The following is a 13,686-nucleotide window of genomic DNA, read 5'->3' on the forward strand; positions in this document are numbered from 1 at the left end:
TTAGACGATCGAAATTTCACGCTTTTTTTGTTCGTTTGAGAAAGGATGCCACCAGTTCCTCACTTTTAATGCCCGGGGCCGATTCCACTCCGCTGGCGGTATCCACGCCAAAGGGCTGTACCGCGGTGATGGCTTCCGCGACATTCTCGGGGGTCAGTCCCCCCGCCAGAATCAGGGGCGGCCACTCAGCAAACTGATAATATTCCTGAATCACCGCCCAGGGAGCGACTTTGCCGGTCCCCCCAAAGGCATCTGGTGAATAAGCGTCGATCAATAGATAATCGGGTCGTTTGCCACAGCGATCGCAGTCAGACAGATAGGCGGCGATTGATTCGAGATTCGCTTCCCGCACACGAAATGCTCGGATCAAAGTCCGATTCGGTAGTCGCTGTGACAGTTCCGTCAGGAATTCCGGCGTTTCATCTCCATGCAGCTGCAGCAGATCGAGTGAAACGGACTGGCAGATCGTTTCAATGTCCTCCAGGCTGTGATTCACGAACAATCCGACCAGAGCGACATCATTCTTCGAGACAGCCGCAGCGATTTCCCTGGCGGTTTCAATAGAGATGCACCGCGGCGAAGGGGCGTAAAAATTCAAACCGAGTGCAGAGGCACCCAGGTCCGCCACCATGCGGGCGGTTTCGGCATCACGAATGCCACAGATTTTCGTCCACATATGTGTCGATCTTGTTCTGACTGGAGGTTCTCAAAAGCAATGCGACCGCGGCAGGTTTTCCTCCGCGGAATGGTGTCTGCATTATAGACGTCAGGCAACTCAGGGAGTACCGCCGATCGGCAGAAACTGAATACAGACCGGCTTGGGAACGTCGATTTCATATCCCGTCGGTTCCAGCACTCCCGTTTTCTGATTGATCTTGAATACGACGACGTTATTTGAATCCTGGTTCGCGGCCAGCAGGAATTTCCCACTCGGGTCGATGTTGAAATTCCGCGGAATCGCACCGCCGGTCGGCTGATAACCCAGGGAAGTCAGTTCGCCCGTTTTCTGATCGATCCGGTACATGGCAATCGTATTCGGGCCCCGGTTGGATCCATACAGGAATTTCCCGGAGGGATGCACCAGAACCTGCGCTGTGGAATTCCCTTTCCGCTTCGTTCCTTCAGGAACGGTGGAGATGTTCTGCCGAATCTCAAAGACGCCCGTCTTTTGATTGTAGTTCATGGCGGTCACGGTCAGGTTCAGCTCGTTAATCACATAACCCCATTTCCCGCTCGGATGAAAGGCAAAGTGTCGGGGACCGGCTCCGGGAGCCATTTTGATTCCCGGTATCGCGTTCGGAGTCAGGCTCCCGTCTTCTGCAGAGAAATCGTAGACGCGCAGTTCGTCAATGCCCAGATCGGCGACCACCGCATGGCGGTTCTTCGGATCCAGATTAATCGAATGCGCGTGCGGTGCTTTCTGACGTGCCGGATTCACACTGGAACCGGTATGCTGCACAAAAGCAGAACTGGGGCCGAGGGAACCATCTTTGTGAATCGGCAGCGTGCAGATATTGCCGCCGGAATAGTTGGCCACGAGCACGAACTTACCAGTCGCATCCACCACCAGATGACAGGGAGAGCCTCCCCGGGAAGAATGCTGGTTGAGAAACGTCAGCTTGCCACTGTCTGAAGCAATCGAATACGCGCTGACGGCACCCGCTTTCTGGCCTTCAAAATCACTGATTTCATTAACGGCGTACAGATATCGCTGATTCGGAGAAATCGCCAGAAACGAGGGATTCACGCTGTTTTCCGTAACATCCACATGCGTCAGCTTGCCCGTCTTGCCGTCCAGCAGCAACTGGTAGATCCCCTTGCTGTCGCTGCCGCGGGTATAGGTCCCCACATAAATCCGATATTGCTCAGCCCCGGATGCGGATTGCGTCAGGAGCGTGGAGCAGACAGCTCCGGAAAAGAGAGCGAAGCACAGGAAATATTGGGTCGGCGCGAGCATGGGCAATCCTATCTGAAATCTCAGGACAACAGGGCGGGGGACGGGCAGTCCATCCCTCACCGGGCTTTGAATTTATTTGACTCGAATCAACGGCGGAACGCAAGCCTCTGTTTCGGCGGGGATCTGAAATACCGGGGGCGTCAATCCTGTGATTCGCGAACCGAAATGATTATACTTTGAGGCATGTTGAAACGGATTACACTACATAACTTTATGAGCCACGCGTTTACCGAGATTGAGCTGTCGCCCGGACTCACCGTGCTGACGGGACCCAATAACTGCGGTAAGTCGGCGTTCGTCTCTGCCCTGCAGGTGCTGGCGGAAAATACTTCGGGCGATTATATGGTCAGGCACGGCGCCAAAGAGTGCCGCGTGATCGTGGAAACCGACGACGGCCACGTCATCGAATGGAAACGCAAAAAGAAGGTCGTCAGTTATACGATTGACGGGCAGGATTTCCATCGCCTCAGAAACAGTGTCCCCGATATCCTCCCGGAAGTATTAAGACTGGCAAAAGTCAAGTCGGGGGACAGCGATGAATTCGATGTCCATTTCGGCGAGCAGAAATCGCCCATCTTTCTGTTGGGCGATCGGGGCAGTCGGGCCGCCCGCTTCTTTGCCTCCTCCTCGGATGCCTCGGTGCTGATCGAAATGCAGAAGCGGCACCGCAGTAAAGTCAAAGTCGCTCAGCAGGACTATCAGCGACAACAGACTGAGCTGAAACAGAACGAGGCCACTCTGAAACTGCTGGAGCCCGTTCCCGATCTGGAATCCGAACTGGAGACCCTCGAAACACAATTTCAGAGACTGCAGGCCGAAACGCAGCAGATCCAGCAGCTGGAAACATTGATTTCGGAACTCACGAAAGCAGAAACCAGTGTCGCCCTCTGTTCCCGCCGGGTTGCCTGTCTTCAGGAATTACCCGGACCGCTGGAGCAGGAACCGGAACGCCCCCTCGAAGCACTGGTTCAACGCTGGCAGACGATTCAAAGCGGGTTGCAGCGATCACAGACTACTGTCTCCGCTTTGCAGACATTAAGCGATCCCCCTGCGCTGCAAAATGAATCGGCGCTCGCTGCTCTGATCAGGGATTATCAGCTACAGGATCGCATTTGCCAGCAGTCACAGGCGACACAGAATTGCCTGGAACCGCTGGATGAACCTCCCCAGCTGACCGATCCGGAAAGTCTGGAGAAGCTGATCGCGAGACTGACGGCCGCGGAAGCCCGCATGCAGCGGGATCAAAAAGAAGCTGAAATCCTCGCAGAATGCGTTTCCCCACCGCAACTGGTCGATGGTGCGAAACTCGCACAGTTCTGTCAGCAGTGGACTGCCGCGGAGACACAGCTTCTGGAGCGGAAGCAGAGACACGCTGAAGTCGAAGCCGAATACGAACAGGCACGCGTCGAACTGCTGCACTGGGTGGAAGAGAATCCCACCTGCCCCACGTGTGGCGGAGAGCTGGAGCCGGATCGCTTCATTCAGTCAGCCGAAACCGGATTGAAGGGGCACACACATGACGCCTGAAGAATATCAAGGTGTGCTGCTGATTGGTGATCCCCACGTGGAAGGACGGGTTCCCGGCTTTCGCAGAGACGATTATCCCAACGTCGTGCTGGAGAAGCTCAAATGGTGTCTGCAGACGGCGCGAGAGCAAAGCCTGCTACCGGTGATCCTGGGGGACCTGTTTCATGTGCCCCGCGACAATCAGAACTGGCTGCTATGTGAACTGCTGACCTTATTCGAAACACCCGTGTACGGCATCTACGGCAATCATGACTGCCGTGAAAACCAGTTGAACGAACACGACACGCTCAGCATCCTGATCCAGGCAGGCCGCTATCGTCTACTCTCAACCGAAAATCCCTGGCGAGGCACCATGGCAGGTCGTCCGGTGATTGTGGGAGGCACTTCCTGGGGACACAAACTTCCCAAGGCAGACGCCTTTGAGCACGAAACCGATTCGCCGCTGATCATCTGGGTGACCCACCACGATCTGCTCGTCCCCGGCTACGAAGAACAGGGGCACCTGCGTCCCTATGAAATTACTGGCGTGGAATATGTCGTTAACGGCCATATCCATCGTCGGCTCGAAGATGTACAGAAAGGGCAGACGACCTGGGTGACCCCGGGAAATATCATCCGGCGTTCGCGCAGCGATGCGACCCGGGCGCATATTCCTTCTGTCCTGAAACTCGAGGCGACCGCAGACGGCTGGCGCCGCTCGCAGGTGGAAATCCCCCACGCCGCCTTTGATGAAGTCTTTCATCCGGAAATGGAAGACGAAACCGAGGAAGGCGTGCCGTCCGCTTTTATTTCGGGGCTGGCCGAATTACAGTCTCGGAGAACGGATACGGGAGCAGGACTGAAACTGTTCCTGGAAAAAAATCTGCCGCAGTTTGAAACGACCGTGGCAGCAGAAATACAGAAATTAGCAGATGAGGTTTCCCGCGATGACGAATGACCAGCAGGGAGCAGTTCCCGATATCGAAGCTTTGACGGAACAGTTTCAGAAACTGAATAAACGCAAAATTGAATCCGAACGCGACCTGGTGAATGCCGAGCAGAATCTGAACGAGCTCAAGCAACAGGCGCAGGAAGAGTACGGTACCGATCAGTTGGAAGAGCTGAAGGCAAAGCTGCAGCAGATCAAGGATGAGAATGCCCGTAAGCGGGCCGAGTATCATCAGAATCTCGCGAAGATCGAAACCGAACTCTCCAAAATTGAAACCGCACATCAGTCAGCAGACGCTTCCTGAACCGGCCGAATGGAAAGTGAGCCATGCAGAGCGACATGACTTCTCAATCTGATTCCGAGACCGAGCCCGGGGAACTGCGGTCTCCCTTGAGCCTGCAGCGCCGCTGCTGGGAACTCTCCGCGGTGCGCAAACAGAAAGAGAAAGACCAGGCCCAGCTCAAACAACAATTGCAGGAAACGGAACAGTACCTGGGGATCTCCGAGCAGGTCACCGAAGCCCTGGAGACCTTAAGCGGTCAGCTGTTCGAGCAGGAACTGCAGATGATTCAGGAGAAGCTGACGATCGCCCTCCAGGAAGTTCTGGAACAGCCACTCAAACTCAAGGCAGTCGCTGAATGGAAACGCAACGCCGCCACGGTCGAATTTCAGATCGAACGGGAAGGCAATACGGAAGACATCATGCGGGGGCAGGGGGGCTCGGTGGCCAACATCCTCTCGGTCGGCCTGCGGATGTTTGCGCTCATGACGCTGGATGAAACAGAACACCGACGCGTACTGGTACTGGACGAACAGGATTGCTGGCTGCGGCCCGATCTGGTACCACGGTTAGTGAAAATTATTCATGAGGCGGGGCAGGCACTCGGCTTCCAGATTATCATGATCAGTCACCACGATCCGGTTATGTTTGAACGTTATGCCGACACCATTTTCCAGTTCACCCCCTCTCCCGAAGGAGTAAAGGTAGAACGCGTGGAAACGGATCGGCAGCAACATGAATCAACCTGAACCGAAGTCGAGACACCATTGAAGGACCAGACCCACTGATGACATCGCCAACATATAAGACTGCTCCTGTCCCTACCAAAAAAATGCCGACCGGTATTCCCTACATTGTCGGTAACGAAGCAGCCGAACGATTTAGTTATTACGGCATGCGGGGCATTCTCGTGGTTTTCATGACGCAGTACATGCTGAATTCACAAGGCATGGAAGATCACATGAGCGACCAGCAGGCGAGTACTTATTTCCATCTGTTCGTGGCCGCCTGTTATTTCTTTCCGCTGCTGGGCTCTCTTATTTCTGATATCTTCTGGGGAAAATATCGCACGATTCTCGTCCTCTCGGTTGTTTACTGCTTTGGCCATCTTGCCCTGGCCATCGATGAAACGCGCACGGGACTGCTGCTCGGCTTAACCTTAATTGCTATTGGAGCCGGGGGGATTAAACCCTGTGTCTCCGCACATGTCGGCGACCAGTTTGGCAGCAAAAATCAGTATCTGCTCAGTCGGGTCTTCGGCTGGTTTTACCTGTCGATCAACATGGGAGCGTTCATTTCCTCCCTGCTGATTCCGGTCATTCTGGAAGAGTATGGACCTCATTATGCATTTGGTCTGCCCGGGGTACTGATGCTGATTGCCACCATTCTGTTCTGGCTGGGACGCAACGAATTCGTACATATCCCCGCTTCCGGCTGGGAGAAGTTCCGCGCCGAAACCTTCAGTCGGGAAGGTATGCAGGCACTGCTCAATCTCTGTGTATTATTCTATGTCTTTCTACCCGTCTTCTGGTCACTCTTCGATCAGACAGGTTCCTCCTGGGTACTTCAGGGGCAAAGAATGAATTTAAAAGTCGGTGATCATGTTCTGAATCCAGCACAAATGCAGGCACTCAACCCGCTGTTTATTTTACTGCTGGTACCAATTTTCACTTATGTGATTTATCCTTTGATCGAAAAGGTCTTCCCTTTAACCCCCTTGCGGAAAATCTCCATCGGCTTCTTCGTGGCGTCAGCCTCGTTCGCCATCAGTGCCGTGCTTGAGTCGTGGATTACTCATTCCCCTGAGAACCCGCCGCACATTTTATGGCAGACACTTCCCTACCTGGTGTTAACGTCTGCGGAAGTCATGGTCTCGATCACCTGCCTGGAGTTCTCTTACACCCAGGCACCCAAATCAATGAAATCGTTCATCATGTCCCTGTTCTGGCTGGCTGTTACCGTCGGGAATCTGCTGACCGCGGGGGTGAATAAGGTCATCATGATTGACGAAAAGAGTTCCCATCTGGAAGGTGCCGACTACTTCTGGTTCTTTTCCGGACTGATGCTCGTAGCCGCCGTGCTGTTCGTATTTGTCGCGCAACGCTATAAAGGGAAAACGTATATTCAGGATGACGCCGTAGATCAGGCGCAGGCTGAGGAAGAGGGGATTCATTGATCTCTGTGCGAAACTTCAGCAGATCGCTTTTCTTTATGAGCCATTCTGCATATGATTTGCATATGTAATTGGCAGGGCGAATTGAAATCGCTATCAAAACACTTTGTTTCATATAATTCGGGAAGGAATGAAAATGCGGATTAATAATTTATTGGCTGTCGTCTGTTGCAGCGGGGCGCTCGCCCTGTTTACCAGTTGTGCCGGACAGGATGAAACCCGTACATTCGATGAAAAAGACTCTCAGGCTTCCGCGGAAGCAGAACATGACCATGGGCACGATCACGCCCATGGCCCCAACGGCGGTCATCTGCTGGAAGTGGGTGAAGAACAGTATCACGTGGAAGTTGTCTTTGATGGCGATAAACGCACGCTGACCGCGTTCATTTTGGGGCCGGATGCGAAAGCTGCTGTTCCAATCGCTGCAGAGTCCATCGACTTTGATATGGAAGTTGGCGACAAAGAACACGAAATTCCGCTGGCTGCCAAGCCTCTGGAAGGGGAAAAGGACGGCAAGTCCTCCCGTTTCGTAGCCGAAGGCAAAGCCATTCCGGAATCGATCAAAAAAGAATCCGATCTGAATGGGCACTTCCACCTGGATATCGGCGAAAATCATTTTCATGTTGACCTGAAGCACGATGGTCACGGCCATGAACATGGCGATCATGATCACGATCATGCACATGAAAAAGAGCCGAAGAAAGAGGAAGCCAAAAAAGAAGAACCGAAAAAGACTGAAGACAAACCAGCTGACAAAGAATAGTCGCAGTCTTTGAATCGATAAAAAAACGCCCCTGGAATTTAATCCCGGGGCGTTTTTTGTTTTCAGTATTGTCGATCGGCTGTTAGAACCAGAAGTAACGACGGGCGGTTTCCACCACATCACCGAACAGCACATAGAACAGGCTGCGTTCACCGCAGTCGATCTTGGCACTCACTTCCGCACCAATTCGCAGCATCGGCAGTGCTTCTTCATCGAATGTGGCGTAGGTTTCCACAATAGATCCTACCTCTTCGGCGTGATTGGCCCGTGTTGAGATTTCGGTGACTTCCCCTTCGTAGGTCAGTTCGTTGGACGTTGCCAGAATGAATTCGACGGGCAACTCGATATCGCCCTTCTTCTCAGCGGCTCGGAGGATATGCCCCATTCGTTTTTCTTCGACGTCCAGTTCCAACTGCCAGGGACCGTTGGGATCCATGATCTCCATCAGCAGTTCACCCCGCTGCACCGGACGGTTAATCAGCAACTGTTCCACCTGGAATGTGGTGACGACGCCATCAATGGGAGCCCGCACATTCAGTTTGTCGAGTCGCTCGTTCAGAATCTGCAGATGACGTTCGGTACCTGCGATCTGGGTGCGTGTTTCATTCAGTTTCCCGCGGAGATTGATGATATCTTCCACCGGGCGTTTATTGTTGGAATCCGATTGAAGCTGGGCATTGACTGCCAGCATCGACAGGCGGAGTTCGTTCAGTTTATTCTCCGCATCCACGGCTTGGGCTTTCAGGTCTTCGTTGCGGATTTCCACCAGCAGATCACCTTTTTTCACCTGCTGACCACTCTCTACATGAATCTTGACGACTTCACCTTCCCAGTTGGTGAAGACTTCCCGCTGAATGGTCGGCATCAGTCGACCGTCACAGTTGACTCGATAATCATAGGGAACCATCGCCAGTGTTACACCGGCAGCAACGAGCAGTGCAATCACGACCAGGGTTTTAACGAGAGTTTTTCCACGCAGCGAGGCAAAGATGCGTCCGACCATCCGCCAGAGCGGCATTAGGAAAATACTTTCGTAATTGCGGGAATTGGCAATTCCGCTGGCGATGTGCCCCGACAGCAGATCGGCGCGGCTTTCCAGGTGAGGCCGCGGCTGGCTGTCGGTGATCTGTTCGACGATCAGGCCGCCAATCAGCTTGCGAGGTTTATCGCTGGTACGCCCCAGGGCTTCGTCGTCATTTTTGACAATTTTTTCCGGTTCGAAAAGCGGCACGATCATGATCATGCGGGTTCCGCTTTCCTGCAGGTAATCGGCCAGGGGTTCTTCAATCTGCGGGGGAATGGCATCGACCGACCCTGAGTAGATGAAGGTCTCACGCATCGCCAGAACTTTGTTGGAGAGTTTGGAGAGCAGTCGGACCGTGTTGGCCCGTTTGTTGACTTTGTCCTGTCCGTTGATTGCTTCGATGACTGTTTTTCTGCCGTACTGCATCGCCAGGCTGACACGGTCGGCATTCAGGAGCTGACGACCATCATTCACGACGGTTGCCGCGACTTCAGACAAATCGAGGCTGCGGTGCAGCTGCTGAACGAACTGGTCGACTTCTTCCCAGACTTCGAGGGATGCATCCGACTGATTGGCTTTGTCGCGCTCTGTCAGATAATGCGAGGCATAGCCCGACATCTGCTCGACAAACTGCAGGTAACCTGAGTGAGCCTGTTTAGGAGCATTCGAACGCTGGAAGATTTCGATGACACCGACCGGCTTTTTGCGAATCGTCAGCGCCGCCACCACGATCAGGTTATCTGTGGGGAGGTGGACATCGCTCTCACCGTCGGCGGTAAAGATGCGTGCTTCAGCCGTAGAAACGACATCAGAGAGCAGACGCTGGTTTTTCAGAATCGCCTCTGGTTCTTCGTAGAAACCGGTATCTGCCAGGTTGACTTCGCTTTTGATCGTCAACCGACCGCTTTCATCGATCAGCCAGGCAGCACCTGCCGTTGCTCCCAGTCCGGCTACCACCCGTCTGAGAAATTCACGGAAGAATGTCTCGGGGGCGACGTTGGAATGAGCAAACTCTTCGATTTCCCGTGCAATACGAATGACACGTTCACGGGTCTGAGTGGGCGATTGAGTGCTGGTCATAGAGTTAACTTACCTGTTTGATCGATCGATGGATTTCCGTTTTCCATTTCTGAAACGAGACTCTTTCAGAAATTATACGGTATGTTTGACGTAAACTATGGTTTTTTGCTGGTTCCACACGCGATTTTCACTGTGTGGACAATCTTACATACCCTGATTTTATTCGGGGGGAAGGGCGAATGCAAAAAGACAATTTGTCGTAAATCTCTTTTTTTTCGCATGTTGCGGAAAAGAAACGGACAAAGTGAGTAATCGGTCCAGTAGACCGGAGCCGTAAAAACATACCCTGTTATAAGAGACGGTCAAATATTTGAAGTATAACATGCGTAGAATCAGAACAGGCTATAATTGGAAAATAGAACATGACTTACGGTCAGGCATTGACTGGCACGGAATCTGGGAATCGTCTCAGAAATCGAAAACAGGATAAGCTGGGTAAAGTATTCCGGTTGTGATGCCCTGCTGCGGGAGTTCAACATGTCGTTATGTTCTGAACTAGCCCGTGAAAAACGTTTGTTCCACTTCAGAAATTGCTTGTGAGTAGTGTGAACCGGGCGTTAGATATGAGGCACTGAAGTGTCTATATTTATATATGTCAGACTCTCCAGTCTCGACCAGCGTTGAAATGCAGGCTTTTTGCTTCGGGAACCTTAAGATTCAGTTTTAGGATCAGGATATGAATTTCAAAATGAAACACGTGTTGTACACAATGCTGCTGACCGCAGGATGCAGTCTCGGATATGCGGGAACGACCCTGCTGGCCGAAGACAAAGCCACCGAAAAGAAAGCCACCGAAAAGAAACCGACTGCAAACCCCGAAGCCGCCATCTCCGTTGGTGAGTGCCGGATTAAACTGATCGACCGCGTCATCCTCGGTAGTGATCGTCCCGGCGTGCTCGAGTTTGTCGAACCCAACGAAGGGGAGCGAGTCACAAAGGGCCAGGTGATCGCAGGCTTAAAAAGCGATGCCCTGAAGGCAGCCCGCCGGACAGCAGAGAAGAAGGCCACCAACGATATTGAAATTCGCTATTCCAAGAAGGCGCGGGACACCGCCTACGTCGAACTGGAAATGAACAAGGATATCAATCGACGGGTTCCCAACACGATTTCCGTACTCGATATCAAACGCCTGACCCTGAACGCAGAAAAAAGCGATCTGCAGATCGAACAGGCAGAGCTGGAATTCGATATGAATAAGCTGCAACTCAATGAAATCGACGCCCAACTGGAAGAAATGAAAGTGGTCGCTCCCTTTGACGGCATCGTCACCAAAAAATTCCGTTCGACTGGCGAAGTCGTCCGTCACGGCGATGAAGTCCTGGAACTGGTCAGCACCAACCGGGTCAAAGTGGAAGGTTATGTGAATATCCAGGATACCTGGAAGTTTCATGTGGGAACGCCCGTCGAAGTCCAGCTGGACATTCATGGTGTCCGTCTGCCGGTTGAGAACGAAACCTTCAACGGCAAAATTACCTTTATCGATGTCGAAGTCGAACCCATTCACGGTAAATCAATTCGGGTCTGGGCCGAAGTCGAAAATCCGGAAAACATTCTCAAAGCAGGCTACATGGCCACGATGAAGATTCTGCCGGATAAATCAGAACCCAAAGTGGCGCAGGGAAGCCCGGCAAAAACAATTGAGGACTAAGCTGTTCTCGTAGACTGAAGAAGAAGCGATATTTCTTAATCTGCCAGGAATCCTGACCACATATGAGTACTCTTAGCGAATCCATGACATCCTCAACGGAACGACCGATTCCGCTGAGCGTGCGCGATGATATAATCAGCAAGTGGATTCATTATAAAGGACTGGGTTACTGGGTTATCAAAGACCCGGTCTCCCTGAAATACACGCGGCTGCATCCCGAGCAGTACTACATTCTGAATCTACTCAATGGAGAACGCAGTCCGGAAGAGATTCGTGACGAAGTTCACCGACAGTATCCCACCCTGTTACTTTCCATCTCTGAAATCCAGCAGTTGATTTCGGACCTGTATCGTAAAGGGCTGCTGACCAGCGGACGTCCGGGACAGGGGGTGACCCTGATCAAGCAGTATCGTGAAGAGACGAAGAAGAAATTCTTCTCCACCGCGAAAAACCTGCTCTATCTCCGGCTGCCTGGCTGGGACCCGGAAACGACGCTGCAGAAGATGTATCCCTATGTGAAATGGATGTGGAAACCCTGGGCGACAACCATGTTCGCTCTGCTGATCCTGTCCTCATGGATTCTGATCGGCGTGCAGTTCGAAGCGTTTCGCAGTCGACTCCCGGAATTTCAGCAGTTTTTTGGCTGGCCCAACCTGATTTACATGTGGTTCGTGCTTGGAGCGGCGAAAGTCGTTCACGAGTTCGGGCACGGTCTCTCCTGCAAGCATTATAACGGGGAATGTCACGGGATGGGGATCATGTTCCTCGTCTTCAGCCCCTGCCTGTATTGTGATGTCTCCGATTCCTGGATGCTGCGAAATAAATGGCAGCGAATCATCATCGGCGGGGCCGGGATGTATATCGAAGTCATCATGTCCGCCATCGCGGTCTGGATCTGGTGGTTTACCAAACCGGGCCTCCTGAATCACCTGGCTTTGAACCTGTTCTTTATCTCCACCGTGACCACCGTGATTTTCAACGCGAACCCGTTGATGCGGTTTGACGGTTATTACATGATGAGTGACCTGCTGGAAATCCCCAATCTGAGGCAGAAGGCTGATAAGCACCTCCGCGATACATTCGCCTGGTACTGCCTGGGAATTGAATCGCAGCGGGACCCCTTTATGCCGGAAACCGGTAAATTCTGGTTCATCCTGTATGCGGTTTCTGCGGCGGTCTACCGCTGGTTCATCATGTTCGGGATCACTTTGTTCCTGTATACCGTCCTGAAACCCTACGACCTGCAGAGTATCGGTATCACTCTGGCAGTGATCTCTGTCGTCTCATTCATTGGTGGGATTATCTATAACATTTACAAAATCATTGCAGCTCCAAGGACCGAACCCATGAATTACTTCAAAGTCTCAGCGACTGTGACTGTGGCTGTCGCTTTGATCCTGGGAATCCTCCTGATCCCAGTTCCCATGCATTTTGAGGCACCTTTCGTTGTCGAAGGTTACGATGTGAAAGATGTCTACACCACTGAGCCGGGCAGACTGGAACAGGTCTATGTCGAACCCGGACAGCAGGTCAAACAGGGACAACTGCTCGCGCGGATCGTCAACATCGAGAAAGAAGACAAACTGTACCAGTTGAAAGAAATTGAACGTAAAGTTCAGGAAGACGAGATCTACAAATATCGCGCACTGGGAGATCAGGCAGGCGTCAAGGTTGCCAAGGAAAAACTGGCGACCATTGATGAGCAGATTGCCGAGATCGAAGAACAGCTCAAACATATGGAAGTCATTGCACCCATCAGTGGGAAAGTGGTCGCCCCGGCTCGCAAACCGGAGCCCAAATTATCGGACTCCCGCAAACGGCTTTCCGGCTGGTACGGGACTCCCCTTGATCCCCGCAATGCCGACTGCTATCTCGACAAAGGGACGCATATGCTGAGTATTGCTCCGGAAGAACGTTTCCAGGCCGTGCTCTATATCGATCAGGAATACCGCAACGATTTCCAGATCGACCAGCAGGTGGAACTCAAAATGGAACACCTGCCGGAGAAAATCTACACATCGAAAATCGAACGGGTCGCTCACGGGCACCGGGATTATGTCCCTCCCACGCTCTCGAATAAAATGGGAGGCGAACTGCCTACGGTAACGGACAAAGACGGCAACGAAAAACTGACCAGTACTGCGTACCAGGCGATCGTACCGCTGGAAGAGGATGTCTTCCTGTTCCGGACCAACATGCGGGGTAAAGCGCGATTCCTGGTAAGTCAGCTGACGACCGGCCAGTGGCTCTGGCGCTACTTCCGAAAAACATTCCACTTCCGTCTCTGATCCGATCGGGGAAGAATT

11 protein-coding genes are annotated in these 13,686 nt (G+C 52.6%); 8 read left to right on the forward strand and 3 right to left on the reverse strand.

The annotated features are described in order from the left end of the window. Positions 1-16 precede the first annotated feature (16 nt). Both RID21_RS06265 and RID21_RS06270 read right to left on the reverse strand, forming a co-directional pair. On the reverse strand, positions 17-676 hold the full coding sequence (locus RID21_RS06265) for a phosphoribosylanthranilate isomerase (RefSeq protein ID WP_350187799.1): 660 nt from the start codon (positions 674-676) through the stop codon (positions 17-19). A gap of 99 nt (positions 677-775) precedes the next feature. Further along, complete coding sequence (locus RID21_RS06270; RefSeq protein WP_350187800.1) at positions 776-1,957, reverse strand: lactonase family protein; 1,182 nt, start codon at positions 1,955-1,957, stop codon at positions 776-778. A 183-nt stretch (positions 1,958-2,140) separates the two neighbouring features. Here RID21_RS06270 and RID21_RS06275 point away from each other — a divergent pair, with 183 nt between their 5' ends. From RID21_RS06275 to RID21_RS06300, 6 genes are all read left to right on the forward strand, one after another. Next, a complete protein-coding gene (locus RID21_RS06275; protein ID WP_350187802.1) occupies positions 2,141-3,484 on the forward strand; it encodes an ATP-binding protein in 1,344 nt (447 codons plus the stop codon). Further along, the gene (locus tag RID21_RS06280) at positions 3,474-4,421 is read left to right on the forward strand and encodes a metallophosphoesterase (protein WP_350187803.1); all 948 of its coding nucleotides are present in this window, start codon (positions 3,474-3,476) and stop codon (positions 4,419-4,421) included. The genes RID21_RS06275 and RID21_RS06280 overlap by 11 nt, the downstream gene beginning before the upstream one ends. Continuing rightward, positions 4,411-4,716, forward strand: coding sequence for a hypothetical protein (locus tag RID21_RS06285; protein WP_350187805.1), 306 nt, complete (start codon positions 4,411-4,413; stop codon positions 4,714-4,716). The genes RID21_RS06280 and RID21_RS06285 overlap by 11 nt, the downstream gene beginning before the upstream one ends. Positions 4,717-4,751: 35 nt before the next feature. Next, positions 4,752-5,441, forward strand: coding sequence for a P-loop NTPase family protein (locus tag RID21_RS06290; protein ID WP_350187806.1), 690 nt, complete (start codon positions 4,752-4,754; stop codon positions 5,439-5,441). Positions 5,442-5,479: 38 nt separating this feature from the next. Then, a complete protein-coding gene (locus RID21_RS06295) occupies positions 5,480-6,868 on the forward strand; it encodes a POT family MFS transporter (RefSeq protein WP_350187807.1) in 1,389 nt (462 codons plus the stop codon). Positions 6,869-7,001: 133 nt separating this feature from the next. Beyond that, the gene (locus RID21_RS06300; protein WP_350187808.1) at positions 7,002-7,628 is read left to right on the forward strand and encodes a hypothetical protein; all 627 of its coding nucleotides are present in this window, start codon (positions 7,002-7,004) and stop codon (positions 7,626-7,628) included. An 82-nt stretch (positions 7,629-7,710) separates the two neighbouring features. Here RID21_RS06300 and RID21_RS06305 read toward each other — a convergent pair whose 3' ends face one another. Continuing rightward, positions 7,711-9,732, reverse strand: a complete 2,022-nt coding sequence (locus RID21_RS06305; RefSeq protein WP_350187810.1) for an efflux RND transporter periplasmic adaptor subunit — start codon at positions 9,730-9,732, stop codon at positions 7,711-7,713. A 688-nt stretch (positions 9,733-10,420) separates the two neighbouring features. Between RID21_RS06305 and RID21_RS06310 the strand changes: the two genes are divergently transcribed. Both RID21_RS06310 and RID21_RS06315 read left to right on the forward strand, forming a co-directional pair. After that, positions 10,421-11,380, forward strand: a complete 960-nt coding sequence (locus tag RID21_RS06310; protein ID WP_350187811.1) for an efflux RND transporter periplasmic adaptor subunit — start codon at positions 10,421-10,423, stop codon at positions 11,378-11,380. Between the two features lie 62 nt (positions 11,381-11,442). After that, the gene (locus RID21_RS06315; protein ID WP_350187813.1) at positions 11,443-13,668 is read left to right on the forward strand and encodes a biotin/lipoyl-binding protein; all 2,226 of its coding nucleotides are present in this window, start codon (positions 11,443-11,445) and stop codon (positions 13,666-13,668) included. Positions 13,669-13,686 lie beyond the last annotated feature (18 nt).

The organism is Gimesia sp., assembly GCF_040219335.1.
GTDB lineage: Bacteria > Planctomycetota > Planctomycetia > Planctomycetales > Planctomycetaceae > Gimesia.

Excerpts from the sequence above, each read along its gene's own strand:
- RID21_RS06270 (WP_350187800.1), bottom strand. The coding sequence starts at position 1,957 with ATGCTCGCGCCGACCCAATATTTCCTGTGCTTCGCTCTCTTTTCCGGA.
- RID21_RS06295 (WP_350187807.1), top strand. The coding sequence starts at position 5,480 with ATGACATCGCCAACATATAAGACTGCTCCTGTCCCTACCAAAAAAATG.
- RID21_RS06310 (WP_350187811.1), top strand. The coding sequence starts at position 10,421 with ATGAAACACGTGTTGTACACAATGCTGCTGACCGCAGGATGCAGTCTC.
- RID21_RS06300 (WP_350187808.1), top strand. The coding sequence starts at position 7,002 with ATGCGGATTAATAATTTATTGGCTGTCGTCTGTTGCAGCGGGGCGCTC.
- RID21_RS06305 (WP_350187810.1), bottom strand. The coding sequence starts at position 9,732 with ATGACCAGCACTCAATCGCCCACTCAGACCCGTGAACGTGTCATTCGT.
- RID21_RS06285 (WP_350187805.1), top strand. The coding sequence starts at position 4,411 with ATGACGAATGACCAGCAGGGAGCAGTTCCCGATATCGAAGCTTTGACG.
- RID21_RS06280 (WP_350187803.1), top strand. The coding sequence starts at position 3,474 with ATGACGCCTGAAGAATATCAAGGTGTGCTGCTGATTGGTGATCCCCAC.
- RID21_RS06265 (WP_350187799.1), bottom strand. The coding sequence starts at position 676 with ATGTGGACGAAAATCTGTGGCATTCGTGATGCCGAAACCGCCCGCATG.
- RID21_RS06290 (WP_350187806.1), top strand. The coding sequence starts at position 4,752 with ATGACTTCTCAATCTGATTCCGAGACCGAGCCCGGGGAACTGCGGTCT.
- RID21_RS06315 (WP_350187813.1), top strand. The coding sequence starts at position 11,443 with ATGAGTACTCTTAGCGAATCCATGACATCCTCAACGGAACGACCGATT.
- RID21_RS06275 (WP_350187802.1), top strand. The coding sequence starts at position 2,141 with ATGTTGAAACGGATTACACTACATAACTTTATGAGCCACGCGTTTACC.